This is a genomic window from Nonomuraea helvata (assembly GCF_039535785.1).
Classification (GTDB): domain Bacteria; phylum Actinomycetota; class Actinomycetes; order Streptosporangiales; family Streptosporangiaceae; genus Nonomuraea; species Nonomuraea helvata.
Genome location: NZ_BAAAXV010000009.1, coordinates 1,775,829 through 1,801,851, shown reverse-complemented (window position 1 = coordinate 1,801,851; position 26,023 = coordinate 1,775,829). Strand labels below are relative to the sequence as shown.

The 26,023-nt window shown below is 68.1% G+C and carries 25 protein-coding genes; 10 read left to right on the top strand and 15 right to left on the bottom strand.

The genetic code is table 11. The features are described 5' to 3' along the window. Positions 1-60 precede the first annotated feature (60 nt). Positions 61-471, top strand: a complete 411-nt coding sequence (locus tag ABD830_RS41560; protein ID WP_344999770.1) for a DUF4267 domain-containing protein — start codon at positions 61-63, stop codon at positions 469-471. A gap of 63 nt (positions 472-534) precedes the next feature. On the opposite strand, the gene ABD830_RS41555 is transcribed toward ABD830_RS41560, so the two are convergent. Further along, positions 535-3,168, bottom strand: a complete 2,634-nt coding sequence (locus tag ABD830_RS41555) for a replicative DNA helicase (RefSeq protein WP_344999768.1) — start codon at positions 3,166-3,168, stop codon at positions 535-537. Between the two features lie 285 nt (positions 3,169-3,453). On the opposite strand from ABD830_RS41555, the gene ABD830_RS41550 reads away from it, so the two are divergent. Further along, entirely contained in the window at positions 3,454-4,755 is a 1,302-nt protein-coding gene (locus ABD830_RS41550; protein WP_344999766.1) for an MATE family efflux transporter, read from the top strand. 64 nt (positions 4,756-4,819) lie between these two features. Here the strand turns inward: ABD830_RS41550 and ABD830_RS41545 are convergent, their stop codons facing one another. The 7 genes from ABD830_RS41545 to rpsF form a co-directional block, all read right to left on the bottom strand. Further along, positions 4,820-5,563: an amino acid ABC transporter ATP-binding protein gene (locus ABD830_RS41545; protein ID WP_344999763.1), complete on the bottom strand. Its 744-nt coding sequence runs from the start codon at positions 5,561-5,563 to the stop codon at positions 4,820-4,822. Further along, positions 5,560-6,423, bottom strand: a complete 864-nt coding sequence (locus tag ABD830_RS41540) for an amino acid ABC transporter permease (protein WP_344999761.1) — start codon at positions 6,421-6,423, stop codon at positions 5,560-5,562. Before ABD830_RS41540 ends, ABD830_RS41545 begins: the two co-directional genes overlap by 4 nt. A 10-nt stretch (positions 6,424-6,433) precedes the next feature. Further along, on the bottom strand, positions 6,434-7,285 hold the full coding sequence (locus ABD830_RS41535) for an ABC transporter substrate-binding protein (protein WP_344999759.1): 852 nt from the start codon (positions 7,283-7,285) through the stop codon (positions 6,434-6,436). Positions 7,286-7,482: 197 nt separating this feature from the next. Continuing rightward, on the bottom strand, positions 7,483-7,929 hold the full coding sequence (rplI, locus tag ABD830_RS41530) for a 50S ribosomal protein L9 (RefSeq protein ID WP_344999756.1): 447 nt from the start codon (positions 7,927-7,929) through the stop codon (positions 7,483-7,485). Between the two features lie 14 nt (positions 7,930-7,943). Next, on the bottom strand, positions 7,944-8,180 hold the full coding sequence (gene rpsR, locus ABD830_RS41525; RefSeq protein WP_020543048.1) for a 30S ribosomal protein S18: 237 nt from the start codon (positions 8,178-8,180) through the stop codon (positions 7,944-7,946). Between the two features lie 63 nt (positions 8,181-8,243). Next, positions 8,244-8,786 carry a single-stranded DNA-binding protein gene (locus ABD830_RS41520; RefSeq protein ID WP_344999754.1) on the bottom strand — a complete coding sequence of 181 codons (543 nt, stop codon included), beginning with the start codon at positions 8,784-8,786 and terminating at the stop codon, positions 8,244-8,246. 77 nt (positions 8,787-8,863) lie between these two features. Next, positions 8,864-9,154 carry a 30S ribosomal protein S6 gene (gene rpsF, locus ABD830_RS41515; protein ID WP_080044189.1) on the bottom strand — a complete coding sequence of 97 codons (291 nt, stop codon included), beginning with the start codon at positions 9,152-9,154 and terminating at the stop codon, positions 8,864-8,866. A 265-nt stretch (positions 9,155-9,419) separates the two neighbouring features. Here rpsF and ABD830_RS41510 point away from each other — a divergent pair, with 265 nt between their 5' ends. Beyond that, the gene (locus ABD830_RS41510) at positions 9,420-9,662 is read left to right on the top strand and encodes a hypothetical protein (protein WP_344999751.1); all 243 of its coding nucleotides are present in this window, start codon (positions 9,420-9,422) and stop codon (positions 9,660-9,662) included. A gap of 44 nt (positions 9,663-9,706) precedes the next feature. Here the strand turns inward: ABD830_RS41510 and ABD830_RS41505 are convergent, their stop codons facing one another. After that, positions 9,707-9,886 (bottom strand): hypothetical protein, encoded by a 180-nt coding sequence (locus ABD830_RS41505; RefSeq protein WP_344999748.1) that lies wholly within the window; start codon positions 9,884-9,886, stop codon positions 9,707-9,709. A 152-nt stretch (positions 9,887-10,038) separates the two neighbouring features. Between ABD830_RS41505 and ABD830_RS41500 the strand changes: the two genes are divergently transcribed. Further along, positions 10,039-10,782 carry a deoxyribonuclease IV gene (locus ABD830_RS41500; protein ID WP_344999746.1) on the top strand — a complete coding sequence of 248 codons (744 nt, stop codon included), beginning with the start codon at positions 10,039-10,041 and terminating at the stop codon, positions 10,780-10,782. Between the two features lie 63 nt (positions 10,783-10,845). Here the strand turns inward: ABD830_RS41500 and ABD830_RS41495 are convergent, their stop codons facing one another. From ABD830_RS41495 to ABD830_RS41480, 4 genes are all read right to left on the bottom strand, one after another. Further along, complete coding sequence (locus tag ABD830_RS41495; RefSeq protein WP_344999744.1) at positions 10,846-11,910, bottom strand: mannosyltransferase family protein; 1,065 nt, start codon at positions 11,908-11,910, stop codon at positions 10,846-10,848. After that, positions 11,907-13,229: a glycosyltransferase family 87 protein gene (locus ABD830_RS41490; protein ID WP_344999742.1), complete on the bottom strand. Its 1,323-nt coding sequence runs from the start codon at positions 13,227-13,229 to the stop codon at positions 11,907-11,909. The genes ABD830_RS41495 and ABD830_RS41490 overlap by 4 nt, the downstream gene beginning before the upstream one ends. Further along, entirely contained in the window at positions 13,226-15,694 is a 2,469-nt protein-coding gene (locus ABD830_RS41485; protein WP_344999740.1) for a transglycosylase domain-containing protein, read from the bottom strand. Before ABD830_RS41485 ends, ABD830_RS41490 begins: the two co-directional genes overlap by 4 nt. Positions 15,695-15,926: 232 nt before the next feature. After that, positions 15,927-16,313 (bottom strand): DUF5318 family protein, encoded by a 387-nt coding sequence (locus ABD830_RS41480; RefSeq protein WP_344999738.1) that lies wholly within the window; start codon positions 16,311-16,313, stop codon positions 15,927-15,929. 133 nt (positions 16,314-16,446) lie between these two features. Between ABD830_RS41480 and ABD830_RS41475 the strand changes: the two genes are divergently transcribed. Both ABD830_RS41475 and ABD830_RS41470 read left to right on the top strand, forming a co-directional pair. Next, complete coding sequence (locus tag ABD830_RS41475) at positions 16,447-17,037, top strand: PadR family transcriptional regulator (RefSeq protein WP_344999736.1); 591 nt, start codon at positions 16,447-16,449, stop codon at positions 17,035-17,037. Between the two features lie 13 nt (positions 17,038-17,050). After that, complete coding sequence (locus ABD830_RS41470) at positions 17,051-18,130, top strand: inositol-3-phosphate synthase (protein WP_344999733.1); 1,080 nt, start codon at positions 17,051-17,053, stop codon at positions 18,128-18,130. Positions 18,131-18,180: 50 nt separating this feature from the next. On the opposite strand, the gene idi is transcribed toward ABD830_RS41470, so the two are convergent. Further along, positions 18,181-18,765, bottom strand: coding sequence for an isopentenyl-diphosphate Delta-isomerase (idi, locus tag ABD830_RS41465; RefSeq protein WP_344999731.1), 585 nt, complete (start codon positions 18,763-18,765; stop codon positions 18,181-18,183). Positions 18,766-18,872: 107 nt separating this feature from the next. Here idi and ABD830_RS41460 point away from each other — a divergent pair, with 107 nt between their 5' ends. Continuing rightward, the gene (locus tag ABD830_RS41460) at positions 18,873-20,177 is read left to right on the top strand and encodes an MFS transporter (protein WP_344999729.1); all 1,305 of its coding nucleotides are present in this window, start codon (positions 18,873-18,875) and stop codon (positions 20,175-20,177) included. Here ABD830_RS41460 and ABD830_RS41455 read toward each other — a convergent pair. Further along, positions 20,128-21,528 carry a CCA tRNA nucleotidyltransferase gene (locus tag ABD830_RS41455; RefSeq protein WP_344999727.1) on the bottom strand — a complete coding sequence of 467 codons (1,401 nt, stop codon included), beginning with the start codon at positions 21,526-21,528 and terminating at the stop codon, positions 20,128-20,130. The two genes, ABD830_RS41460 and ABD830_RS41455, sit on opposite strands and share 50 nt — an antisense overlap. Positions 21,529-21,679: 151 nt before the next feature. Here ABD830_RS41455 and ABD830_RS41450 point away from each other — a divergent pair, with 151 nt between their 5' ends. From ABD830_RS41450 to murJ, 3 genes are read left to right on the top strand one after another with little or no spacing between them, the layout of a single operon-like run. Next, the gene (locus ABD830_RS41450) at positions 21,680-22,210 is read left to right on the top strand and encodes an aminoacyl-tRNA deacylase (protein ID WP_344999725.1); all 531 of its coding nucleotides are present in this window, start codon (positions 21,680-21,682) and stop codon (positions 22,208-22,210) included. A gap of 50 nt (positions 22,211-22,260) precedes the next feature. Continuing rightward, positions 22,261-24,378: a DUF6049 family protein gene (locus ABD830_RS41445; RefSeq protein WP_344999723.1), complete on the top strand. Its 2,118-nt coding sequence runs from the start codon at positions 22,261-22,263 to the stop codon at positions 24,376-24,378. Beyond that, complete coding sequence (gene murJ, locus ABD830_RS41440) at positions 24,375-25,979, top strand: murein biosynthesis integral membrane protein MurJ (protein ID WP_344999721.1); 1,605 nt, start codon at positions 24,375-24,377, stop codon at positions 25,977-25,979. Before ABD830_RS41445 ends, murJ begins: the two co-directional genes overlap by 4 nt. Positions 25,980-26,023 lie beyond the last annotated feature (44 nt).

Here is a 26,023-nt window from a genome sequence, read left to right as displayed (position 1 = left end):
CGGACCGATCCGCCGCCCTGTCCCACACCAAGCTCACGAACACTCGCAAGGAGAAGAACAATGTCACTGAAGAAGATCAACACCGTCCTGGCCGCCGCCTTCATCCTCTTCATCCTCTGGTTCGGGTCGCAGTACATCCTGAGCCCAGAGACGACAGCGCCGACCTTCGGCCTGCCGAGCTGGCCGTCCGGCGACGGCGGCGGCTTCCTGATCACCAAGGGAATCCGCGACGTCGTCATGGGCCTGGTCCTGGGCATCCTGCTGGTGACGGGCCACCGCCGGGCGCTGGGCTGGGCACTGCTGGTGGAGGCTCTCGCCGCGTACGGCGACATGACCACCGTGCTGGCCCACCACGGCTCCGTGGCCACCGCGCTCAGCGTCCACTGTCTGACCGCGACGCTGATGGTGGTCAACGGCCTGCTGCTGATGCGCGAGACCCGGGCGGTCACCGCGGCCCTCGACGCCGCCTGACGCCTGTCACGGGCCCCTGCCCGGACCCCGGCTCATCCCCGTCGACCTGGCGCAGGAGCCCGATCAGTGCTGAGCCATGTCCACGAAGCGGCTGTAGTGTCCCTGGAACGCCACCGTGACCGTCGCCGTGGGACCGTTACGGTGCTTGGCCACGATCAGGTCGGCCTCGCCCGCCCGCGGCGACTCGCGCTCGTACGCGTCCTCCCGGTGCAGCAGGATGACCATGTCGGCGTCCTGCTCGATGCTGTTGTGAACCGATATACCGTTGGCGACGAAGTTGTGGGTCCCCAGCACTGTGGCGTCATAGACCGGCTTCTCGCCCAGGCTCTCGACTGATGCGACTTCGTCCCAGAAGACGTCGTTCGTGGCCAGCATCTCCATCTGAGCGTCGTTCAGAATCGCCGCCACCCGCCCCAGGCGCTCCCGGCTGGGTGCGTGCTTCCACAAGGTGCTGCCGCAGAATTGGGTCCCCAGTTCGGCCGAGAACGCCCGATGGGTCATACCCTTCTCTGTCAGCACGTCACGAACACGGTCCCAGACCTCGCGGGGGACCGTGTCGAGGTTGGTGTTGCCCTTGGCTGCTCGCAGCGCTGGAAGGCAGCGAGCAGCATGCTTTGCCCGTTCGCCGTGCACGCCCACCTCCTCCAGGAACCGGAGCTGGTTCTCTGCGCCGTAGACATGCAGTTGATATCCCGGCCGATAGTTGCCCTTCTGTGTCGTTTTGACGCGAGTCATCACGTTGAACCGGAGTAGCAACCGCGCGATGTCGTCGATCAGACGCCGGCTCGTCGAAGCGTAGTAGATCCGCGGCTGGCCGAGCTTTTCGTCCCACCAGACGCACCCGTCGGTCGCCCACAGGTGTCGCAGAAATAGGGCGATCTGCTTTTTTGGCAGAGAGAAGACTCCCTGGGGGACGAACTTGTCGTGACTGCGAAGACCGAACAGACCCAGGCTGTCGAGCCAGGCTGCGATGGGGTTGCGCTTGCCGTGCGTGAGCCGGTAGGGGGCAGGCAGCCGCAGCGTGGTAACCCGCGCGGCGGCGTAGTCGTCCCGGACTGCGCTCACTCCGAAATGTGTGGCGGCCTCCGTCACCGCTTCCAGGCAAGCCTCGTCCTTGCTCGCATACCGAATGGGCTGGTTCCTGACGAATGAACCATCTCCGATCATGTGCCCCAGAAGGATGACCTCCTTTTCAGGCCACTCATCGAGATCCTGAGGTGCGGGGACATGGCGGGGAACGGCGAGGCGAGTGCCCGGGCCGATCTCACTCAGGGGGCACCAGCCGTCGTAGGTCATGAAGGGATGGTTGGCCGTCGCCTCGATCTCCCGGCCCGACGTCAGCCGTAGCCTGAAGACCTCCTTCGTACCACTGGGGAAGACATGCGTCATGGTGCGCTGCACCAGCCGCAACTTCTCATCCAGAGACCACACGGGGATGTCGCGTGCACCGGAATTCAGCAGCTCGCCGAGCGACACCTCCGCCCCTGTGTCGGCCCGAAGGACTCGGGTGCCCGCCGTCAGACATCCACTTTCGCGAAGGTCGCTGACTTGGGGGCGCTTGTCGGTGCGCTGCTCCGGCCCACGGTTGAGCTGGGAGATCGCGATGACCGGGACCTCGAGCTCCTTGGCCAGCAGCTTGATCGCACGAGAGATCTCCGAGACCTCGTTCTGCCGGCTCTCGGTCTTCTTCGGCGAGCTCATCAGCTGGAGGTAGTCGATGACCACGAACCGCAGGTCGTTGCGCTGCTTGAGCCGCCGGCACTTGGCCCGGATCTCCATCATCGACATGTTGGGCGAGTCGTCGATGAACAGCGGCGCCTCCGCCACCTCGCTCATCCGCCGGGCCAGGCGCGTCCAGTCGTCGTCGCCCATCATGCCCGAGCGCATGGCGTGAAGGGCAACCCGGGCCTCGGCGGACAGCAGACGCATGGTGATCTCGTTGCGCGACATCTCCAGCGAGAAGATGACCGTGGTCATCCCGTTCTTGATCGCCGCCGAACGAGCGAAGTCCAACCCCAGGGTGCTTTTCCCGATGGCGGGCCGGGCGGCCACGACGATCATCTGGCCTGGGTGGAGGCCGTTGGTGAGCTGGTCGAGGTCCTGGAAGCCGGTCGGCACGCCGACCATCTGGCCGCCGCGGCTGCCGATGGCCTCGAGCTCGTCGAGGGCGCCGGGCATGATGTCGGCCAGCGGCGCGTAGTCCTCCGAGGTGCGGCGCTCGGTGACCTTGTAGATCTCCGCCTGGGCGCGGTCCACGAGGTCGTCGACCTCTTCGTTCTGGCCGCCGTAGCCGTAGGAGACGATGCGGGTGCCGGCCTCGATGAGGCGGCGGAGGATGGCCTGCTCTCTGACGATCTTGGCGTAGTAGCCCGCGTTGGCCGCCGTGGGGACGACGGCCGTGAGGGTGTGGAGGTAGGCGGCGCCGCCCACTCTGGCCATCTCGCCGCGCTTCTGCAGCTCGTCGAAGACGGTGACCGCGTCGGCGGGCTCGCCCCGGCCGTAGAGGTCGGTGATGACGTCGTAGACCATCTGGTGGGCGGGGCGGTAGAAGTCGTCGGAGCGCAGGATCTCGACGACGTCGGCGATGGCGTCCTTCGACAGCAGCATGCCGCCGAGCACCGACTGCTCCGCATCGATGTTGTGCGGCGGGGTGCGCTCGAAACCTGGGCCGGCGCCCGTCTCCTCGTCAATGCTCACCGCGCCCCCTCGAACACCTTGCAGGCGGTCGCACCACCCCCACTTGTAGCCGACCAGTCTGACAGTTTCCCGGAGTCGTGTGCCGACTGGCAACGCGGCCTGTGGACAACCCTGTGGTCAAGCTGTGGACTACTCCGCTCAAGGTGTGAAAGGCCTGTGGACACAGACTGTGGATAACTCTGCCGATCTTCGGCGGAATGGCATCTGACCTGCGCAAACAATATCCACTGGCTGTGGAGGAAAGAAAGTTTCCCCGACAAGTCACGTAATGGCCATAATGGACAAATGCTCATTACCCCCAGGGACCGGGAGATACTCCGGCTGGCCGTGCCGGCGCTCGGCGCGCTGGTGGCCGAGCCGCTCTTCCTGCTCGCGGACTACGCCATCGTGGGGCATGGGCTGGGCACCACGGCGGTGGGCGCGCTGGGCGTGGCGGGCGCCGTTCTGTCCACAATGGTGAACCTCTGCGTCTTCCTCGCGTACGGCACCACGGCCTCGGTGGCGCGCCAGACGGGCGCGGGGAACCACACGCGGGCCATGCGCAGCGGTGTGGACGGGATCTGGCTGGCCCTGGCCATCGGCGTCGTCCTCATTGCGGTGTGCTGGCCATCGGCCCCGGTGATCGTGGAGCTGTTCGGAGCGGGCGGGGACCAGACCGCGCAGGCCGTGACGTACCTGCGGATCAGCCTGCTCGGCGCGCCCGGCATGCTGGTCGTGCTGGCCGGTACAGGGGTGCTGCGCGGGCTGCAGGACACGGTCACGCCGCTGGTGGTGGCCATCGGCTCGTTCATGCTGAACGCCGTACTGAACGCCTGGTTCGTGCTGGGCCTGCAGTGGGGCATCGCCGGGTCGGCCTGGGGGACGGTGCTGGCCCAGACGTTGGGCGCGGCCGTCTACCTGGCGGTGGTGGCCAGGGGCGCGATCAAGCTGGGCACGCCGCTCACGCCGGGTCTCGAAGGGGTCAAGCAGGCGGGCACGGCCGGGTTCGCGCTGCTCGTGCGCACTCTCTGCCTGCGGGTGGTGCTGCTCGCGGCCACCGTGATCGCCACCAGGATGGGCCAGGCCGAGCTGGCCGCGTACGCCATCGCCACCCAGGTGTGGACGCTGCTCGCCTTCGCCCTGGACGCCATCGCCATCGCCGGGCAGGCCATCACGGGACGTTCGCTCGGCGCCGGGGACGTCGCGGCCACCAGGGCCGCCACCAAGAGGATGGTGCAGTGGGGCATCTGGTCGGGCGCCGTGCTCGGCGTGCTGGTCGTCGCCGCCAGGCCGGTGCTGCCCGGGCTGTTCGACGCGGATCCGCAGGTCACCGAGCTGCTGCTGGCCGTGCTGTGGCCGGTGGCGGCGTTCCAGCCGGTGTGCGGGGTCGTGTTCGTGCTCGACGGCGTGCTGATCGGCGCGGGCGACCAGCGTTACCTGGCGTGGGCGGGGGTGTGGACGACGCTGGCGTACCTGCCCGCCGCGTTCCTCGCCTCCGGTTTCGGGGTCGTCGCCCTATGGTGCGCGCTCGGGGTGTGGATGGTCGCACGTCTGATCACTCTCGTACGCCGGGCCGCGGGCACCGAGTGGCTGGTGACGGGGGCCTGACCGCACCATCCCCGCAAACGCGGCCCCGCGACCCGGTCGAGCCGGCACGCGGGCTCCACCGGCGCTAGAGCCGCCTGGTCTCCAGCACGCTCCGCAGGAACTCCCTGGTCCTGGCGTTCTCCGGATCCGTGAAGATCTTCTCTGCGGGCCCCTTCTCGAGCAGCACGCCGCCGTCGAGAAAGCAGACCGTGTCGGAGATCTCCCGGCAGAATCCCATCTCGTGGGTCGTGAGGATCATCGTCATGCCGGACTCCTTGAGCTCCCTGATGATCCCCAGCACCTCCGTGACCAGTTGGGGGTCGAGGGCCGAGGTGACCTCGTCCAGCAGCATCAGCCTGGGCTGGGTGGCCAGCGCCCTGATGATGGCCACCCGCTGCTGCTGGCCGCCCGAGAGCTGGTCGGGGTACGCCCTGGCCTTGTCGGCCAGCCCGAACCTGACCAGCAGGTCATGCGCCTGCTCCTCGGCCTCCGTCCTGGCCACCTTGTGCACCTGGCGCGGCGCGAGCGTGATGTTGTCGAGCACGGTCATGTGCGGGAACAGGTTGAACGACTGGAACACGATGCCCAGCCGCTTGCGCACGTCGTCCACGTTCGCGCGTGGGTCGGTGATCTCCTCCCCGTCGAGCAAGATCGCGCCGTCGTCCACGGTCTCCAGCAGGTTGACGCAGCGCAGGAGCGTGGACTTGCCCGAGCCGGAGGCCCCGATCAGGCTCACCACCTCGTGGGGATGCACCTCCAGGTCGATGCCGCGCAGCACGCTGTGGCCGTGAAAGTTCTTCCACACCCCCTCTACGGTCAGAAGACTCATGCTCCGCGCCTCCTGCGCGTACGGGCCGCCAGATGGTCGGTGAACCTGGCCATGGGGATGGTGAGCAGGATGAACAGCAGCGCCGCCACCAGGTAGGGCGTGTAGTTGAACGTGCTGGCCGCGTGGATCTGCGCCTGCCTGAGCGCGTCGAGAGGCCCGATGGTGGCCACCAGCGCGGTGTCCTTCTGCAGCGAGACGAAGTCGTTCAGCAGCGGCGGCACGACCCTGCGGGTGGCCTGCGGCAGCACCACGAACCGCATGGTCTTGCCGTGGCTCAGCCCCAGCGAGCGGGCCGCCGCGAACTGGCTCGGGTGGATGGACTCGATGCCCGAGCGGAACACCTCGGCCACGTAGCCGCCGTACGAGAGCGTCAGCGCGATGATGCCCAGCGTGGCCAGGTCGGACGGGATGCCCTGCAGCCGGAGCGCGGGCAGCCCGAACCCGATCAGGTAGACCACCAGGATCGTCGGCACGCCGCGGAAGATGTCGGTGTAGACCGTGGCCAGCGCCCGAATCGGGAAGAACGCGGGCGTCCTGATCCCCCTGGCCAGCGCGACCAGCAGCCCCAAGATCAGAATCAGCGGCTCGGCGATCAGGAAGATCTTGATGTTGAGCAGGAAGCCGCTCAGCACGTCGGGCAGCGCCTTGGCGAACTCCCCGGGATCGAAGAACGTCTCCCGCACACGGGGCCAGCCGGGCGAGTTGGTGACGACCCAGACGACCAGCACGAGAAAGACGATCGTCGAGCCCGTCGCGATCGAGGCGGAGCGGCGGGCGCGCGACCTGCGTACCCGCTCCCGCTCGAGCTGCCGCTCTGACTTAACCCATTCGCCCGATGTAGCCTGGGCGCTCTCGTTCACCTCGACCCGCTCACTTCAGCTCTGGCGCGCCCGCGGCGGAGCCGAGCCACTGCTGCTCGATCTTGGCCAGCTCGCCCTTCGACTTCAGCGCGTCCACGGCCTTGTCGACGCACGGCTTGAGCGCGCTGCCCTTCTGCATGACCAGCCCGAACTCCTCGGGCGTGCCGCCCGTCGAGCTGAACTGCCCCACGATCTTGGACTTCTCGACCTGGGCGGCCGTCACGTAGAACGCCGTCGGCAGGTCCACGACCAGCGCGTCCACCTGCTTGTTCTTCAGCCCGTTCACGGCGTCGATCTGCTCGTTGTAGACGTTGGGGTCGGCGGTGGGCTGGATGATCTTCTTGACCGCGTCGAGCGAGGTCGTGCCCACCTGTACGCCGATCTTCGCGTCCTTGAGCTCGGCCAGGCTCTTCGCACCCGCGTACTTGCTCCCGTCAATGGCGACGATGGCCTGCTTGACGGTGTAGTAGCCGTTGCTGAAGTCCACGGCCTTGGCCCGGTCGGGCGTGATGGACACCTGGTTGACGTCGAAGTCGAACTGCTTCTCCCCCGGCGCGAACGCCGAGTCGAACTTCACCGTGCTCCACTGCACCTCGGTACGGTCGAAGCCCAGCTCGCCCGCCACGGCGAAGGCCACCGCGCTCTCGAACCCCTGCCCGTTACTGGGGTCGTCGTCCTTGAACCAGGGCTCAAAGGCGGGTTTGTCGGTCCCGATGGTCAGCTTGCCAGGGGTGATGAGCTTGAGCTGCTCCTTGGTGCACGCGGTGGACGGGGCAGGACCGGCCGTGGTGGCCGTGTTGTCAGCAGGCGCGCAACCGACGAGCGCCACGGCCAGCGCGAGCAGCATGAGGGGACGGGCCATGGCCAGAGCCTCCAGGGGGAAAACGCGAAAGAACGAAGGCATTCTACGCTGACCGAATAGGAAAATTACTCCCGAGGGGCGCCGCTGACCACGGCAATCGCCCCATATGCGGCCCGCGTAACGGCAGACCGGTCACCTGGGGCGGGCAATGCGAAAGCCCCCTCCGCAACGGAGAGGGCTTTCACCAATCGCGGTCGTCAGCCGGCCACAACCTCGATGTCCACCGGAGCGGACACCTCGGGGTGGAGCTTGACGGTGATGCGGTGGGAGCCGGTGCTCTTGATCGGGTTGACGATCTCGATGCGACGGCGGTCGAGGATCGGGCCACCGGCGGCCTTGACGGCGTCGGCGATGTCGCCCGTGGTGATCGAGCCGAACAGGCGTCCGGACTCGCCGGCGCGCGTGGTCAGGCGGACGCGCAGCGCGCCGAGCTGACCGGCGACCTCCTTGGCGGTGCCGAGGTCGCGGATCTCGCGGGCGTCGCGAGCCTTCCTGATGGTCTCGATCTGCTTCTCGGCGCCGCGCGTCCAGCGCATGGCGTAGCCGCGCGGAATGAGGTAGTTACGGCCGTAGCCGTCCTTGACCTCGACGACGTCGCCAGGGGCGCCGAGGCCGGAGACCTCGTTGGTGAGAATGAGCTTCATATCGACAGGCCTCCTTAGCGCGCGGTGCTCGTGTAAGGCAGCAGGGCCACCTCACGCGCGTTCTTGATCGCGGTCGCCACGTCGCGCTGGTGCTGGGTGCAGTTGCCCGTCACCCGGCGCGCACGGATCTTGCCGCGGTCGGAGATGAACTTCCGCAGCAGCGCCGTGTCCTTGTAGTCGACGTAGGAGATCTTGTCGTGGCAGAACAGGCAAACCTTCTTCTTCGGCTTGCGCAGTGCCGGCTTAGCCATCGTGGTGCTCCTTTCAGAGCCCCGCCTTCCGGGCGGGAATGGACTCGGGCTTGTGGACAGGATTTAGAAAGGCGGTTCGTCGCTGAAGTCGCCGCCGCCGCCGCTCTGCTGGCCGCCGCCGCCGAAGCCGCCGCCACCGCCGTAACCGCCGCCGCCCTGGGGCGGAGCGGGCGACGCGGAGGCCCACGGGTCGTCGGCCGGACCGCCGCCGAAGCCGCCGCCACCGCCACCGCCCTGACGGGAGGTGCGGTTGACCTTGGCGGTGGCGTTACGCAGAGACGGGCCGACCTCGTCGACCTCGACCTCGTAAACGGTGCGCTTCTCGCCTTCCTTGGTCTCGTAAGACCGCTGCTTGAGCCGCCCCTGCACGATGACCCGCATGCCGCGCTGCAGGCTCTCGGCGGCGTTCTCCGCCGCCTGCCGCCACACGTTGCAGGTCAGGAAGAGGCTTTCGCCATCCTTCCACTCGTTGGTCTGGCGATCCATGAACCGCGGAGTGGACGCGATGCGGAATCGGGCCACGGCTTGACCCGTCGGGGTGAAGCGCAGCTCCGGGTCGTCGACGAGGTTGCCGACGATGGTGATTACGGTGTCGCCTGCTGCCATGGCTAGCGCTCGCCTTCCTGCACGCCTTCGCTTGGGTTACGGCTCAATGTACGGGGCACCCCCGACAAAAGCCGGGGTTAATGCACGTCCGGACGCAGAACCTTGGTGCGCAGGATGCCCTCGTTGAGGTTCATCTGCCGGTCGAGCTCCTTGACCGTCGCGGGCTCCGCGGACAGGTCGATGACGGCGTAGATGCCTTCCGACTTCTTGTCGATGTCGTAGGCGAGACGGCGACGGCCCCAGACGTCGACCTTCTCCACGGTGCCGCCGTCGTTGCGGACCACGGAGAGGAACTGGTCGAGGGACGGCGCGACAGTGCGCTCATCGAGCGAAGGGTCCAGAATGACCATTACTTCGTAACGACGCATGCGGGACTCCAACCTCCTCTGGACTCTTGCGGTCACGACACTCTGCCGTGACAGGAGGACGCTGACGCTTGTGCCCGGGCGCCCCTTTCGGCAGCCGGGGTGATGGATCACCCATCACAACGCAGCGTGCCCCAGGTTACCAGCCGCGAGTACGTGGGAAGGCCTTTAGGAAACCTAGGGGGTGGTGACAGTGCCACACGTGCTTCAACCCTCCGAAAGGGAGCGGTTCAGGCTCACGCTCAACACCGACGGACATTCTCACCCTGTGGAAAACGCCCTGGCCGTGGCCGCGCTCGCGTGCGGCGTGGTGGCGTTCATCTCGACGTTCTGGGTATCCGCGCACATGATCTCGTCGTGGTTCGGCACGCTCGGCTTCGGTGTCGGCCTCTATTCCCAGTACGTGTCGGTGACCACGCCGCAGCGCTCGCTCAATATCATCGGCCTCGTGGGGTCGTTCGTCGGGGCCGCGCTCGGCATCGCCCACGGCGGTTTCCTTCCCCATCCATGAGCGACGGCCCCGGCGCACGTACTCCGGGGCCGTTCGATATGGGCTCACCTGCCGATGTGCAGGTTTATGCCGAGCAGGACCAGGAACCAGAGGAATATCGCCAGCAGCGCCTCCGCGACGTCCCTGAGCAGTCCGGGGGTGATGTAGTCGTACACCCAGGCCACGTAGATCCCGATCACCACGTAGATCAATAAGATCAGGCCACGCCAGCGCCATCGTGCCATGTCGCTTCTCCTCGCGTAGGGGGCGTCAGCCGACTTCCCGAACAGGCCCCCACCAAACCGCGTTCGATGGTCGCGCTCGCACGGGGCTACGTTGGTCACGCAAGCTGCCGCCCTCCGCCCCAGGCTCGCCGCTCCGGCGTAAGCTCGGTGACATGCTGCGCATCGGAGCCCACGTCGATCAGGATGATCCCGCCGCCCACGCCGCGGAGGTGGGGGCCGAGGTGGTGCAGTTCTTCCTCGGGGATCCCCAGGGGTACGACAAACCGGTGCTGCCCGCCAAGCCGGTCGAGGGCGTCGACATCTACATCCACGCCCCTTATCTGATCAACGTGGCCACGACGAACAACCGCATCAGGATCCCCAGCCGCAAGCTGCTCGAGCAGCACCTCAAGGCGGCCGCGGGCCTCGGCGCCAAGGGCCTGATCGTGCACGGCGGCCACGTCAACAAGAACGACGACCCGCAGACGGGGTTCGACAACTGGCGCAAGGTGTTCGAGCGCATGGAGTGCCCGATCCCCGTGCTGATCGAGAACACCGCGGGCGGCGGCAACGCGATGGCGCGCAAGCTGGAGCGCATCGCCCGCTTGTGGGACGCGCTCGACGGGTTCGACGTGGGCTTCTGCCTCGACACCTGCCACGCGCACGCGGGCGGCGAGGAGCTGGTCGACCTGGTCGAGCGGGTCAAGGCGATCACCGGCCGGATCGACCTGGTCCACTGCAACGACTCGCGCGACGACTTCGACTCCGGCGCCGACCGCCACGCCAACCTGGGCAAGGGGAAGATCGACCCCGACCTCATCCTGGCGGTCTGCCGGGCGGCCGGGGCGCCGATCGTGGTGGAGACGCCCGGCGAGGGCCAGGCCGACGACATCGCGTTCCTGCGGAAGAACCTCTAGGAAATACACACAGCCTGTGGATAACTTTCCTGGATTACTTAGACGAAAAAGCGGGTATAGAGATCAGCCTGCCCACGCGCCACTCAGGAACCGTCCCGTGTTGAGCAGCATGAGCGGCCCGAAGATCAGCGCGTACACGACCAGCACCCACGGCTTCCTGGTCGCGACCTTCGCGACCAGCACCCACAGCGGAAACCACAGCAGCAGCGAGCGCGGGATCGACAGGTAGTACGCCGACGTCATCAGCGCCGCCGCCTGCAACCCCGTGTAGACGAGCTCGCTCCACCTGCGCAGCAGGAGCAGCCAGATGAGCACCGCGAACGCCACCACCGCGCCCGCGATCTCCATCCGGAAGGCCACGGCGAAGTCGTCGGAGCCCATGGCCGAGCGCCAGGTCGTCTTCCACGCCTGCCACGGCCACGCGAAGTCGCGCCCCCATCCGGCTTCCTGCGCGTGCTTCCAGGCCAGCCAGTCACCCGAGCGGCTGTAGTGGTAGTACGAGTACGCCACCAGCGGCACGAAGGGCACGGCCAGCCACCCGGCCCGCCGTACGGGCTCCTTGTGCGTGAAGAACTCCACGACGAGCGCGACGGCGAGGAACAGCCCCGTGATCCGCACGCACGAGGCCCCCGCCGCGAGCAGCGCGGCGGCGGACCAGAGCCCCCGCCGGGCGGCCAGCCACGCCGGGATCGCGAAGGCCAGGAAGAGCGACTCGCTGTAGCCCGCCGCCAGGAACACCGCCATCGGGAAGAGCAGCAGCGCCAGCACCGCCATCCAGCCGGACGCGCCTTCCGTCTCGGCCAGCCGGGCCAGCGCCACCATGGCCACCGCCCCGGCGACCAGCGAGATCAGCAGCCCGGCCGCCGCCCAGTCCGGCACGAGGACGTGCACGGCCCGCAGCACCACCGGGAACCCCGGGAAGAACGCGGGCAGCCCCTCGTCCACCGGCCGGCCGGGCTCGCCGTCGTAGCCGTACTGGGCGATCGTGATGAACAGTCCGGCGTCCCACTGGCGCCACTTGCCGGCGTACGCGGTGAGCGCCGTCCCGAGCACCGTCGCCACCAGCAGCCCGGCCCGCGAGCCGAGCCAGAGCAGCAGCGCGTCCCGGGCGGCCGAGCGGGTGATCATCGGACGGCGGACGTCAGCGTGAACCGGTCGGGCGCGTCGTCGAAGACTCCGCCTCCCTGATCGTCGATGTCCGCCTGGCGCACCCGGTCCTTGTGGGGACGGAGGATGTCCCGCACCACGAACGCCATCATGATCCCGATCGTGATGACCCGCCCCCATACGGCGGTGAAGTACGTGTCGTCACCGATGCCCAGGTCGTTCCGGCTGAGCGGCGGCTGGGAGAGCAGGTAGAGCCAGATGGCGGCGAAGTACCAGACCTCGGCGAGCTGCCACAGCGCGAGCGGCTTCCAGTTGGGCCTGGCCAGCACGGCGAACGGCACCAGCCAGAGCACGAACTGCGGCGACCACACCTTGTTCGTCATCATGAACGCGGCCAGCGCCAGGAAGCAGATCTGCGCCAGCCTGGGCCGGCGCGGCGCGGCCAGCGTGAGCACGGCGATGCCCAGGCACATGATGGCCAGGGCCGCCATGCCGAGCTTGCTCACGTCGCCCTCGCCGAGGATGGCCCAGCCCTTGCTCTGGAAGAACAGCCACGGCGAGCCCCAGTCCACCCCGCGCTCCTGGGAGAAGACGTAGAACCTGCGCCAGCCGTCCCACGCCAGAATCATGAACGGCACGTTGACCACGAGCCACGTGCCGACGGTCGAGGCCAGCGTGACCAGGAACGGTCGCCATCGTCCGGTACGCCAGGTGAGCAGGAACAGTGCGCCCACGAACATTAAGGGATAGAACTTGGTCGCGATGGCCAGCCCCAGCAGCACTCCCGCCAGCGCCTGCCTGCGCCGTGCCCAGGCCAGCAGCATGCCCATCGACAGCGCGCCCGCGACCAGGTCCCAGTTGATGTAGGCGGCCAGCACCACGGCGGGCGAGACGGCGTACCAGAGCGCGTCCCACCGCCGCGCCGGCCCGGCCACCGCGGCCATCAGCAGGACGCCGGCGACCAAGGAGACACCGAGCAGGATGACCGTCAGGTCGTAGAACCTGACCGCCTGCGCGACCCTGTCAGGCGTGAGCGCCCTGGCGATCCAGCTGATCACCTGCATGACCTCGCCCAGCACGACCGGGTACTCGACCTGCTTGTCGAACGGCACGTGGGCGAAGTAGGGGTTCTGGGTCGCCAGCTCCCTGTCGAAGTACAGGGGGTAGATGTCGGTGTAGCAGAAGTTCGTGTACGTCGAGACCTGGTCGTTCCAGCCGCCGGCGCGGCACGGCAGCCGCACCACGTACGCGAGGGTCGCCCCCAGGGCCGCGATCACGGCCAGGGGGAGGTACGGCACGGCGCGCGCCACGAAGGGGGCGCGCGCCTCCGTGCTCGTCACCGTTCCTCGGACCTGGACATCGACGCCCACCCCGTGGGCTTCGGCGCGGGCAGGCGGCCACCACCGTTGCCGTTGCCGTGACCGTTGCCGTTGTTGCCGCCGGCCACGTCACCGTTGGCGGTCTGCGGGAACCCGGTGTCATCGCCGCCGTCGTCGATGGTGGGCTCCTCTGTGGGGGTGACGTCGTCGTTGCACGGGTTGACGAAGCAGTCCTGGTTGCCCTGGTCGCCCAGCGGGTCGTCGCCGGTGTCGAACGGGTCGTCCTCGGTCGGCTTCGGCGTGGGTGTCGGGCTCGGCACGATGTTCTCGGGCACCCCGATCTCGGCCCTCTTCGGGAACTGCTCGATGGGCAGGCCCTCGTGGGCGAGCGTCATGAACTTGTGCCAGGTGGCCGTGGGCGGACCGGCGCCCTCGAAGCCCAGGGACACCTCGTACGCCCTCGAGTAGGGGTTGTCCCTGTTGTACTTCGTGCTCGGCTTGCCGCGGGGCGTCTCCGGGCAGCTGGAGTTGATGGGCTGAACGACCGTGCCCTTCTTCGTCTTGCACTGCTCGCGGTAGAACCCGACAGCGGCGGAGATCTGCGGCGTGTAGCCGACGAACCAGGCCTCTTTCTCATTGTTGTTCGTGCCGGTCTTGCCGGCGGCCGGCCGGTTGCCCAGGCCCTGGCCCGCCGCGGTGCCGCTGCGCAGCACCTCCTGCATGGCCACCGTGGCGTCGGCGGCGACACCGGGATCGACGACCTGCTTGGAGGCCCGCTGCTCGGGGTAGACGACCTGCTTGCCCCGCCTGACTTCCTGCACCACGTGGTACTTGGTGTACTTGCCGCCGTTGGCGAAGATGGAGTAGCCGGCGGCCTGCTCGACCGCGCTCACCGGAGCGCTGCCGATGGCGAACTGGTAGCTGTGCTCCTTGACGTCCGCTTCCATGCGGTCCTGGTTGAACCCGGCCGACTCGACGAGGTTCTTCACTTCATCGATCTTGCCGGGCAGCGCGAATGCCATCGACACGTACGCCGTGTTGACCGACTGGGCGGTGGCCTTGATCACATCGATGGATTGGCCGACGTTGTGGCTGTTCCTGATGCCTTCCTTCTGGATGCCGGGGATCTCCTTCGGCACCGTCTCGTTGCCCGGCACGTAGCTCTTGAGCGAGTAACCGGCCTGCAGCCAGGCCGCCAGCACGTACGGCTTGAACGCGGAGGCGGCCTGCTTCTTGGCGTCGAAGGGCTCGTTGAACGGGTCCTTGACGTAGTTGCTGCCGCCGTAGAACGCCAGGATCCGGCCCTTCTTCGGGTCAACGGCCGCCAGCCCCGCGTGGTACTCCTTGCTCATGCTACGGGTCGTGCTCTGCACCGCCTCCTTGGCGGCCAGCATGAGCTTCCGGTCGAAGGTCGAGGTGATGTGGTAGCCGCCGCTCCTGACCGCGTCGGGAGTGAGACCGCGCTGCTTCAACTCCTCGAGGACCTGCATCACCATGTAGCCCTTGAGCCCGCCGAGCTCGTTCTCGTTGCTGTCCTTGCGAAGCTTGGGCCACTTGGCGGTCTGCGGAAGCTGGCCGTACCTGTCGGGCCACTGCTCGGCCATGTACTTGATGGTGGTGTTCCAGCGAACCTTGAGCGCGGGGGCGTCAGGCTCCCAGTTGGGCTGCTGGATGCGCGCGGCGAGATAGGCACCCTGCTCGGGAGTCAGCTTCGCGGCCGTGACGCTGTCACCGAAGTACGCCTTGGCGGCGGCCTCGACGCCGTAGGCCCGGCCGAAGTTGACGGTGTTCAGGTAGTTCTGGAGGATGTCGTCCTTGGACAGCTTGTCGTTGAGCTTGACCGCGACGAAGATCTCCAAGACCTTGCGCTTGAGGGAGACTTCCCTGTTGAGGCCGTCGTAGTAGTTACTGGCCATCTGCTGGGTGATCGTCGAGGCGCCCTGCAGCTGCTGCCCGGTCGCGGTCATGTAGAGCGCGCGGGCCATGCCGGAGATGGAGATGCCGGAGTCCTCGTAGAACGTCTTGTTCTCGATGGCCACCGCGGCGTCCCTGACCGTCTGGGCCATCTTCGAGATCGGAACGATCTCGCGCTTCGTGCCGAGCTTGGCGATCTCTTTGCCGTCCCGGTAGTAGATGGTGCTCTGCTCTGCGAGCGCCTCGGCCTTGGCCTGCTCGGCGTCCGGCACCGGCGTGTTGGCGTACGCGATCATGATCATGCCGAAGAGGCCGGCCGCGAGCACCACGACCCCGGCCACGACGATCTTCCAGCTCGGTATGAACCTGCGCCAGCCGCCCTTGCCGCCCTTCTCGGTCGGCGGCCCCGGGGGTTCGGGAGGCCCGCCCTCGCCCCGCCTGCGCGAGCGCCGCGGCGCGTCGCTGACGATCGTCTCCTGGTTACTCAGCGTGCGCGGGTCCTGGCGGGCGCGCGAGCGCGGCGGCGGCTGGTCGCCGCGTCCGGGCGACTCGTCGTACGGCTGCGCCGCCATGGCCCCGGTCTGCTCGTAAGCGGCTTCCGGACGACGCGGCGGCTCCGCCGCTCCCCATGCCGGTTCGCCGGTTTGCGGGGGAGAGCCGGCGGGCACAGAACGGGATGAGCTGGAACGACGGCGCCTTCCCGGGCGGCCCGTCCCCTCATTCATGCTGTTACTCAACACGTCCTCGCATCGTCGTCGGAACATAAACGGCGGTTGGGCGTGAGGTTCTCGCCGCCCTCGGTCATCACGCTTGGCCGGCTGGATCAGGCGGTCCGTTGCCAAGGACGTACGAAACCGTCAGGTGGTTCCAGGAACAACCTTGGCAGACCTCGACCACGTACACCCGGAACTCATCGTAATCATGAGCCATTGCGATGAGTTCTGACGCGACCTTTGCCTCACCGGCATGCCGTCCAAGCGAATCGCCGTAGACATAGGTCACGTTGGTGACGTTCTCCCTCTCGCAGACCGGGCAGAGGCGTTCGGTCGGCTCGCCGAAATAGCGCGCCGCGCGAAGGAGGTACGGCTGTGCGTCACAGACATCGCCGCGCGAGGATCGCCCCGCGCGTAGAGAGCGGACCACCGCCCGTTTCGCCAGGCCGTAATCCACCACCCTTCGCTGTGACCACATGAGCGCCAGACTACGGCGTTTTGCGACTCCATCCCAACGGCTTGGCATATTCGGAGATTGCAGCCATATAGCGGGGCGACGTATCCTCAGGATGTATCGGCTCGATACATCGACGCGAGAGGGGGCGGTTCCGGTGGGCGGCGGACAGGGCAGGGTCTTGGAACTGGCCGTGCTCGGGTCACTGCACGAGACTCCGCTACACGGCTATGAGCTGCGCAAACGGCTCAACGCCCTGCTGGGGATGTTCCGCGCGTTCTCCTACGGTTCGCTGTACCCCTGTCTGCGGTCACTTCTGACTCAGGGCCTCATCGCGGAGGAGCAGCCCGCTCCTGCCACGATCGTCGGCGGCCGGTCGAAGATCGTTTACAAGCTGACCGCCGAAGGCAAGGAACGGCTGCAAGAACTGCTGACGCAGGCCGGTCCTTCCGCCTGGGAGGACGAGAGCTTCGGTGTGCACTTCGCGTTCTTCCGCCACACCGAGGCAGAGGTCCGCCTGCGCATCCTCGAAGGGCGCCGCAGCCGGTTGGAGGAGCGGCTCGACGCGGTGCGCACGGCGCTGGCGCGCACCAGGGAGCGTCTCGACAGTTACACGCTCGAGCTGCAGCGTCATGGGCTCGAGTCGGTCGAGCGCGAGGTGCGCTGGCTGAACGAGCTGATCGCAACAGAGCGTCGGGCCTCGTCTGAGGAGAGGCCCGAAGGAGATACCACGTCAACTGATGAGTAAGGGAGCGAGTGCGATGGGTTCGGTTCGCGTGGCCATTGTCGGTGTCGGCAACTGCGCGTCGTCGCTGGTCCAGGGCGTTCACTACTACAAGGACGCCGACCCGGACGTACGGGTCCCTGGCCTGATGCACGTGAAGTTCGGCGACTACCACGTCGGCGACGTCGAGTTCGTCGCGGCGTTCGACGTGGATGCCAAGAAGGTCGGCCGGGACCTGTCTGAGGCGATCGTCGCCAGCGAGAACAACACGATCAAGATCTGCGACGTGCCCCCCACGGGGGTGACGGTCCAGCGCGGCCATACCTTCGACGGCCTGGGTGAGTACTACCGGGAGATCGTCGAGGAGTCCGACGAGGCGCCCGTCGACGTGGTCCAGGTGCTCCGTGACAACCAGGTCGACGTCCTGGTCTCCTACCTGCCGGTGGGTTCGGAGGAGGCGGACCGCTTCTACGCGCAGTGCGCCATCGACGCCGGTGTCGCCTTCGTGAACGCGCTGCCGGTCTTCATCGCCTCCGACCCGGTGTGGGCGGAGAAGTTCACCGAGGCCGGCGTGCCGATCGTCGGTGACGACATCAAGTCGCAGGTCGGCGCCACGATCACGCACCGCGTGCTGGCCAAGCTGTTCGAGGACCGCGGGGTGGAGCTGCTGCGCACGTACCAGCTCAACTTCGGCGGCAACATGGACTTCATGAACATGCTGGAGCGCAAGCGGCTCCAGTCGAAGAAGATCTCCAAGACGCAGTCGGTCACCTCGCAGATCCCGCACGAGATGGGCAAGGCCGACGTGCACATCGGGCCGTCGGACCATGTGCCGTGGCTGGACGACCGCAAGTGGGCGTACGTGCGGCTCGAAGGGCGCTCGTTCGGCGACACGCCGCTCAACCTCGAGTACAAGCTCGAGGTCTGGGACTCGCCCAACTCGGCGGGGATCATCATCGACGCGGTGCGGGCGGCCAAGATCGCCCTCGACCGCGGGATCGGAGGTCCCATCCTCTCGGCTTCCTCGTACTTCATGAAGTCGCCGCCGGAGCAGTACTCGGACGACGAGGCCCGGGAGTACGTCGAGAAGTTCATCCGGGGCGAGGTCGAGCGCTGACCCCTCGCTGACGTGGCGCCGGGCCCCTCATCGCGGGGCGCGGCGCCACGCTACAGGCGTGCCGCAGGGGGCAGCTCGGACGGCGAGGCAGGCTCCCAGGACGTCGGGTCGGAGCCGAGCTCGTCGAGCAGCGGCACCTGCTCCCGGCACCAGGGCGAGATCGCCAGCAGCCCGTTCAGCACCCCCTCGGTGAAGTCCTTCCACGGCATCCACCGCGTCTCCCCCACCTCCTCGGGGTTGGGCACGACGGGCGAGGAGACCGTGACCCGGTAGACCGGGCAGAGCTCGTGCTCGACGATCCCGTTGGCCATGACGGCGCGGTAGGCGAAGGTCGGCAGCATCAGGTCGATGCTCTTCACCGCGAGCCCCAGCTCGTAGGAGAGCCGGCGCTCGACCGCCCGGTCCACCGGCTCGCCCGGCAGCGGGTGGCCGCAGCAGCTGTTGGTCCAGATCCCCGGCCAGGTGACCTTGCGGTCCGCCCGTCTGGTGAGCAGCACGCGGCCTTCGTGGTCGAAGACATAGCTGGAGAACGCCAGGTGAAGGGGCGTCTCGCGACCGTGCACCTCGGTCTTGGGCGCGGTGCCGAGTGCATGGCCGGCGCTGTCGACCAGCACAACGTGTTCCTCAATCGTCACGCTATGAAGCGTACGAGATCATGCCGACCGCTCGTAACCCATGAGCCACCTGCAGTGCGAACATCTCCCGGCATCGTAGGCGACGCGCGGAGGACTAGGCTTGCGGCGTGTCGTTCGTCGCCGACCTACGTGTCGTCCTGCGGGGGAGAGATTTCCGCCGGTTGTTCGCCACCCGGCTGATCTCCCAGTTCTCCGACGGGATCTTCCAGTTCGGCGTGACGGGGTTCGCCTTCTTCAGCCCCGAGAGCCAGACGACCGCGCTCGAGGTGGCCGCGGGGCTGGCCGTGCTGCTGCTGCCGTACAGCGTGCTCGGGCCCTTCGTCGGCGTGTTCATCGACCGCTGGTCACGACGGCAGATCCTGGTGGTCGCGCCCATTGTGCGCGGCGCGCTCCTGCTGGTGACGGCGGGGCTGGTGGCCGCCGACGTGCCGGATCCGGTGTTCTACGCGGCGGCGCTCGGGGTGCTGGGAGTCAACAGGTTCTTCCTGTCCGCGCTCGGCGCCTCACTGCCGCACGTGGTGCCGGCCGACCGGCTGATGGCGGCCAACGCGGTCGTCCCCACCTCCGGCACCGTGCTGACGTTCGTGGGCGCGGGCGTGGGGTTCCTGCTGCGCGAGGTGTTCGGCGGCGCGGACCGGGGCGTCGCGCTGCTGCTGGTGGCCTCCGGCGTGGTGTTCGGGCTGAGCGCGCTGGTGGCCAGGACGATGGCACGCGACCTGCTCGGCCCCCAGTACGACCCCAGGAAGCCGCAGGCGCGCGAGGCCATGCGCAACGTGCTGATCGGGCTTGTGGACGGCGCAGGGCACCTCGTACGCCACCGCGTGGCCGCCGCCACCGTGGGGGCGATGGCCGCGCACCGCTTCCTCTACGGCATGGCGACCGCGCTCGGCATCATCCTCTACCGCTACTACTTCACCGACGGCGACCCCGAGGCCGCCCTGCGCGGGGTCAGCCTGGTCGTGGCCACGTCCGGCTTCGGCTACTTCCTCGCCGTGATCATCACCCCGTACGCGACCGCGCGGTTCACGATCACGCGGTGGGTGTCGATCGCGCTGTCGGCGGCCGGGGTGCTGACGGCCGCGCTGGTGCTGCCGTTCCAGGAGTGGGGGCTGCCGGCGGCCGGGTTCGTGCTCGGGGTGGCCGGGCAGAGCGTCAAGATCTGCGCCGACACCACGGTCCAGCGCGACGTCGAGGACATCTACCTGGGCCGCGCGTTCTCCATCTACGACATGCTCTTCAACGGCATGTACGTGCTGGCCGCGGCCCTGGCGGCGGTGATCCTGCCCGCCAACGGCAAGTCCTACCTCGCCGTCGCGATCATCTCCGTCGGCTACCCCGTGGCGGCCGTCGTCTACCGGATGATCATCCGCCAACGCCGTTCGACCGAGCCCACTCCGTCAACGCCTCGGTAGCCGCCTCCTTGCCGATCATGCCCTTGTCGAGCCTGAGGTCGAGCAGGAACTTGTAGGCCCGCCCCACCACCGGCCCGGGACCGATGCCGAGGACGCGCTGGATCTCGTTGCCGTCCAGCTCAGGGCGGATCTTGGCCAGCTCCTCCTCCTCGGCGAGCCTGGAGATGCGCTCTTCGAGGCTGTCGTAGGTGCGTGACAGAGCCGCCGCCTTGCGCTTGTTGCGCGTGGTGCAGTCGGCCCTGGTCAGCTTGTGCAGCCGGTCCAGCAGGTGACCGGCGTCTCGCACGTAACGGCGTACGGCGCTGTCGGTCCACTCCCCCGTGCCGTAGCCGTGGAAGCGCAGGTGCAGCTCCACCAGCCGCGCCACGTCCGACACCACGTCCTTGGGGAACTTCAGCTCCGTCATGCGCTTCTTGGTCATCTGCGCGCCGACCACCTCGTGGTGGTGGAACGACACCCGCCCGCCCGGCTCGTGGCGGCGCGTCTTCGGCTTGCCGATGTCGTGCAGGAGCGCCGCCCAGCGCAGGGGCCGGTCGGGCTTACCGTCCTCCTCCTGCGCGATGGCCTGGTCGAGCACGGTCAGCGTGTGCTCGTAGACGTCCTTGTGGCGGTGGTGCTCGTCGATCTCCAGGCGGAGCTTGGGCAGCTCGGGCAGCACGTGCGCGGCCAGCCCGGTCTCGACGAGCAGCCGCAGGCCCTCGCGCGGGTTGGCACCGCAGATGAGCTTGTCGAGCTCGTCGCGGATGCGCTCGGCCGAGACGATCTCGATGCGCTCGGCCATCTCGGTCATCGCCGCCACGGCCTGCTCGTCCACGTGGAACCCGAGCTGCGAGGCGAACCTGGCGGCCCGCAGCATGCGCAGCGGGTCGTCGCCGAAGGACTGCTCGGGGGTGCCCGGGGTGCGCAGCACCTTGGCCCGCAGGTCGTCGAGCCCGCCGTAGGGATCGACGAACTCGTGCCCGGGCAGGCGCACGGCCATCGCGTTGACCGCGAAGTCGCGCCGCTCCAGGTCCTCCTCGAGCGTCTCGCCGTACATGACCTCGGGTTTGCGCGACTTCGGGTCGTACGACTCGCTCCGGTACGTCGTCACCTCGATCAGCCAGCTGCCCTTGCGCAGCCCCACGGTGCCGAAGTCGATGCCGATCGTCCACACGGAGTCGGCCCAGTCCCTGACGATCTCCAGCACCCGCTCGGGGCGGGCGTCCGTGGTCAGGTCGAGGTCGTTGCCGATGCGGCCGAGCAGCAGGTCGCGTACGGGGCCGCCGACGAGGGCAAGCTCGTGCCCCTGCGCGGCGAAGAGGCGGCCGAGCTCGTCGGCCACCGGTGCGATCTTGCGGAACAGGTCTGTCATGGCCCGTCGCTGGCTGTCAGTCAGAGTTGAGTCGGACAAGCGGATTGGTCCTTCTTGTGCTGCCGAAACATATCCCCCGAGCCACACCGGGTCGGGGTTACCGTCGGTCTTGGGACCGTCGGGGGCCATGGAACAAGGCAAGGAGGACTATATGAAGGACGCCCTCGCGATCCACCGCTGGCTCCTCGCACACCAGGTCCATCATGAGATCGTACGCCTTCCGCGTCCCATGACTTGCGCGGAAGACCTGCCGGAGGCGGTCTCGGCGGCACCCGACAGGTGCCTGATGGTCACTGTGCTCGAAGTCGCCACGAGGGTCGGCCGCGAGGTCGTCATCGCGTTCACCTCCCCCGTGTCGGCGCCGCCACCGCTGGGAGCCGTCGGCGGAGTGCTGGGTGTACGCCGGGTGCGACCGGCCCCGGCCCACGTGGTCAACGCGGCCACCGACTACGCGAACGGGCTGGTGTGCCCGCTGCTGCTGCCGGAGTCGCTGCCCATGTTCGTCGACGACCGGCTGCTGGACGACGACGATCCGGTCTACGACGATCCGGTCTACACAGCCACCGGCGAACGGCACACCGCGCTCGGCTTGCGCATGCCCGACCTGTTGGCACTCCTGCCAGGCAAGATGGTCGACCTGCGCGCAAAAGGATCACGTGAGGCGGTCGCGCGGCGGCACTGAGCCCGTACCATTGCGGGCGTGCGTCGTCGTACTCCAGCTCGGGCATTCGCGTGATCCGTAAGGCCACGCTGCTCTTCGCGTTGCTCGCCTTCACCGTGGTGGCGACCGCGCCGGGCGCGGCTGCCACGAAGACCGCGAAGGCGAGCAGGCAGAACATTTCCCTCTCGATTTCGTCGATCTCGCCACAGCCGGCGACCTCGCGGGCCGATGTGATCAAGTTCACCGGCACACTGCGCAACAACTCCGGCGCGCCGATGAACGGCCTGAGCGTACGCCTGCGTTACTCGCCGCAGAGGTTCACCAACCGCGCCAGCATGGCCGCCTACGAGAGCGACCAGAATCCCACGGCATTCCTGGGCAACCTCTCCCCCACCTCCCGCTTCGACGTCCAGGCGCTGGCCGCGGGCGCCCAGGTGACCTGGGAGTTCATCGCGACGCCCGCGCAGCTCACCTACCCCGCGATCCCCTCGTTCGGGGTCTACCCGGTGGCCGTGGAAGTGTCCCAGTTCGACACGGGGATCACCGCGCAGCGCACGTACGTCACCTACGCGCCGCCCACGGTGCCGAAGCTGCCGCGCAACAAGCTCGCCATCGCCCTGCCCGTCATCGACCAGCCGCACCGGGCGACCGACAGCCCCCTGTTCCTGGACGACAAGCTGAGTCAGTCGGTCACCGGCAAGGGGCGGCTCGCCGATCTGGCGCGCATCGCGCAGGGGGCGTCCGAGAAGATCAGCTGGTTCGTCGAGCCCGGGCTGCTCGACGACCTCACCACGATGTCGAAGGCGAAGTACCAGGTCAAGACCAAGGACGGCGTCCAGGACAGACCGGCCAGCGCCGAGGCCGCGAGCTGGCTGACGACCATGCGCACCGCGCTGGCCGCCTCTTCGGTGTTCGCGGTCCCGTACGCCGATCCCGACGTGGCCGCGCTCGCGCACCAGGGGCTGGACGCGCAGCCCGGCAAGGCGATCGCGCTGGGCAAGCAGCGGCTCGGGGCACTGCTCGGCCACGAGGTCAAGACGGACGTCAACTGGCCGCCCGCGGGCGTGCTCGACGCCGACGCGCTCGACCTGCTCTCCGTCAGCACGGACAAGGTCGACAAGGTCCTGCTCAACCCGACCACCCTGCCGCCGCAGCCGCCCGTGCCGTTCACGCCCGATGCCGCCGCCACGCTCGACTCGGTGAACGGGCCCGTCACCGCATTGGTGGCCGACGCCGGGCTGAGCAAGCTGTTCGAGCCGGCGGCCGGCACATCGACGCTGCTCAGCACGCAACGCTTCATCGCCGAGACCGCGATGATCGCCGCGGAGCCCGGCCAGACCTCGCCCAGGTCGATCGTCATCGCCCCGTCGCGCCGCTGGGACCCCAACCCGAAGCTCGTCACCGCGCTGCTGAAGGCCGCCGACAAGCTGCCCTGGCTGCGGCTGACCCCGCTGGACTCGCTGAAGGCGACGAGACTGGCCGTCCCGCGCGCCGGGCTGACCTACACCGATCAGGACCGCAAGAACGAGCTGACCGCGAAATACCTCGCCCCGGTCACGGACGTCACCGCGAAGGCGCAGCTCACCTCCCTGATCACGGAGAACAAGGCGCCGTCGGCCTTCGACGCGGCGGTGCTCAGGCTGACCTCGTCGGCCTGGCGCAACAACACCCGCGCGGGCCGCTCGGCGTACAAGCTGGTCAGCACCGCGGTGACAGATCAGATCAAGAAGATCCAGATCACCGGGTCGGGCCCCAACCGGACGCGGACGCTGGCGGGCAGCAGCGGCGCGATCCCGATCAGTGTCAAGAACGAGCTGGGCGTGCCGATCGCCCTCTACATCGACGTCACGTCCAACAACCCCGAGCTGTTGCAGGTCAACTTCGCGCAGAAGGAGCCGATGACGATCGGCCCTCGGCAGAGCGGCATGGTTCAGGTGCAGATGAACGCCGCCCCCGACACCAGCGGCGACGCGATAGTGACCGTCCAGCTCAAGACCGCCGACGGCCGGCCGTACGGCGAGCCGCAGCGGCTGACCATCCGCACGACCGGCTATACCGGGATCGCCTCGGTGATCGTGGGCGCCGCGCTGACCGTGATGCTCGCCGCCGTGGTGACGCGGGTGCTGCGACGCAGGTCGGAACGGAAGCTCGCGCGCGCAGCCAAGACCCGGGAGAGTGAGACCGTATGAGCCGCATGCTTCGGGCCAGCGCCATCATGGCGGCGGGCACGATGGTGTCCAGGGTCACGGGGTTCGTGCGGACCATGGTGCTGGCCTACGCCATCGGCACGTTCGCGCTGGGTGACGCCTACAACGCGGCGTACGCGATCCCGTACAGCATTCTCGACCTGCTGCTCCTCGGCGTGCTGAGCAGCGTCGTGGTGCCGATGATCGTCCGCGCGCAGCAGCACGACCCCGACGGCGGCCGGGCGTACGAGCAGCGGCTGCTGACGCTCTCCGCGGTGGCGCTGATCGCGGTGGCGGTGGTGGCGGTGTTCGCCGCGCCGCTGCTGATCGATCTCTACACCGACTGGGCTCCGACCAGCGACAAGTACGTGGCCGCGGTCACGCTGGCCCGCTTCATCCTGCCGCAGCTCGCCTTCTTCGGCGTCGGCGCGGTGGCCGGCGCCATCCTCAACACCCGCGACCGCTACGGCGCCCCCATGTGGGCCCCCGTGGCCAACAACCTGGTCGTCATCGGGGTGTTCCTGATCTACGCCCTGCTGGGCATCGGCGGCGACATCAGCAAGGTCGGGACCGGCGGTCTGGCGCTGCTCGGCCTGGGCACCACGGCGGGCATCGTGGCCCAGGCGGTCATCCTCATCGTCGCGCTCAAGCGGGTGGGGTTCGCCTTCGTGCCCCGCTTCGACCTGCGCAACGCCCGGCTGGGCGAGATGGGCAGGGCGGGCGTCTGGACGATCGGCTACGTGATCGTCACCCAGCTCGGCTTCATGCTGACCACCAACCTCGCCAGCGCGGCGGGAGACGTGGTGGACGGCCACGGCATCAGCCCGTACACGCTGGCTTTCCAGCTCTTCCAGCTCCCGTACGGCGTCATCGGCGTCTCGGTGATCACGTCCATGCTGCCCAGGATGAGCCGGGCCGTCGGCGAAGGGCGGCTCGACGACGTGCGCAGCGAGTTCGGGTCGAGCGTGCGGCTGATCTGCTCGCTCATGGTGCCGGTGTCGCTGCTGCTCATGGTGCTCGGTCCGGCGATCACCGTGCCCATCTACGGTCACGGCACCAACAGCGTCGCCAACGCCGTCTACATCGGCAACGTGCTGCAGGTGTACGGGCTCGCGCTGGTGCCGTTCGCGCTGTTCCAGCTGCTGCTCCGGGTCTTCTACAGCTTCGGCGACACCCGCACGCCGGTGTTCATCGGCGCGGGCACGACGGCGGTCAACGCGGTTTTCATGCTGCTGTTCAACGCGCTGCTGCCGGCCCGCTACACCGTGATGGGGCTGGCCCTCGCGTACGCCATCGCGTACGCGCTGGGTGGGCTCGCCGCCTGGTGGCTGGCCAGCCGCCGGGTCCGAGGGCTGGGCGGCTGGACCATCGGCATGGCGCTGACCAGGATGTACCTCGCGGCCATGCCCACCGCCGCGGTGGCCCTGGCGGCGGTCTGGGTGGTCACGGGAGTGTTCACCGGGCTAGGGTTCGTCAACTCCCTGATCGTGCTGGCCGTGGGCGGGGGCCTGGGATTGCTGCTCTATCTCGGCGTCGCCCACAGAATGCGCATCCCGGAGGTCAATTCCATCGTTGGGATGGTCGCGGGGCGGGTAGGTCGGTAAAGAACGCGGGCCGATTCCACTCGGCACTACCATGGAGCCCGACA

Coding starts and splice junctions, on each gene's coding strand:
- ABD830_RS41560 (WP_344999770.1), top strand. CDS start 61: ATGTCACTGAAGAAGATCAACACCGTCCTGGCCGCCGCCTTCATCCTC.
- ABD830_RS41550 (WP_344999766.1), top strand. CDS start 3,454: ATGCTCATTACCCCCAGGGACCGGGAGATACTCCGGCTGGCCGTGCCG.
- ABD830_RS41545 (WP_344999763.1), bottom strand. CDS start 5,563: ATGAGTCTTCTGACCGTAGAGGGGGTGTGGAAGAACTTTCACGGCCAC.
- ABD830_RS41535 (WP_344999759.1), bottom strand. CDS start 7,285: ATGGCCCGTCCCCTCATGCTGCTCGCGCTGGCCGTGGCGCTCGTCGGT.
- rplI (WP_344999756.1), bottom strand. CDS start 7,929: ATGAAGCTCATTCTCACCAACGAGGTCTCCGGCCTCGGCGCCCCTGGC.
- rpsR (WP_020543048.1), bottom strand. CDS start 8,180: ATGGCTAAGCCGGCACTGCGCAAGCCGAAGAAGAAGGTTTGCCTGTTC.
- ABD830_RS41520 (WP_344999754.1), bottom strand. CDS start 8,786: ATGGCAGCAGGCGACACCGTAATCACCATCGTCGGCAACCTCGTCGAC.
- rpsF (WP_080044189.1), bottom strand. CDS start 9,154: ATGCGTCGTTACGAAGTAATGGTCATTCTGGACCCTTCGCTCGATGAG.
- ABD830_RS41505 (WP_344999748.1), bottom strand. CDS start 9,886: ATGGCACGATGGCGCTGGCGTGGCCTGATCTTATTGATCTACGTGGTG.
- ABD830_RS41500 (WP_344999746.1), top strand. CDS start 10,039: ATGCTGCGCATCGGAGCCCACGTCGATCAGGATGATCCCGCCGCCCAC.
- ABD830_RS41495 (WP_344999744.1), bottom strand. CDS start 11,910: ATGATCACCCGCTCGGCCGCCCGGGACGCGCTGCTGCTCTGGCTCGGC.
- ABD830_RS41485 (WP_344999740.1), bottom strand. CDS start 15,694: ATGGCGGCGCAGCCGTACGACGAGTCGCCCGGACGCGGCGACCAGCCG.
- ABD830_RS41480 (WP_344999738.1), bottom strand. CDS start 16,313: ATGTGGTCACAGCGAAGGGTGGTGGATTACGGCCTGGCGAAACGGGCG.
- ABD830_RS41470 (WP_344999733.1), top strand. CDS start 17,051: ATGGGTTCGGTTCGCGTGGCCATTGTCGGTGTCGGCAACTGCGCGTCG.
- ABD830_RS41455 (WP_344999727.1), bottom strand. CDS start 21,528: ATGACAGACCTGTTCCGCAAGATCGCACCGGTGGCCGACGAGCTCGGC.
- ABD830_RS41450 (WP_344999725.1), top strand. CDS start 21,680: ATGAAGGACGCCCTCGCGATCCACCGCTGGCTCCTCGCACACCAGGTC.
- murJ (WP_344999721.1), top strand. CDS start 24,375: ATGAGCCGCATGCTTCGGGCCAGCGCCATCATGGCGGCGGGCACGATG.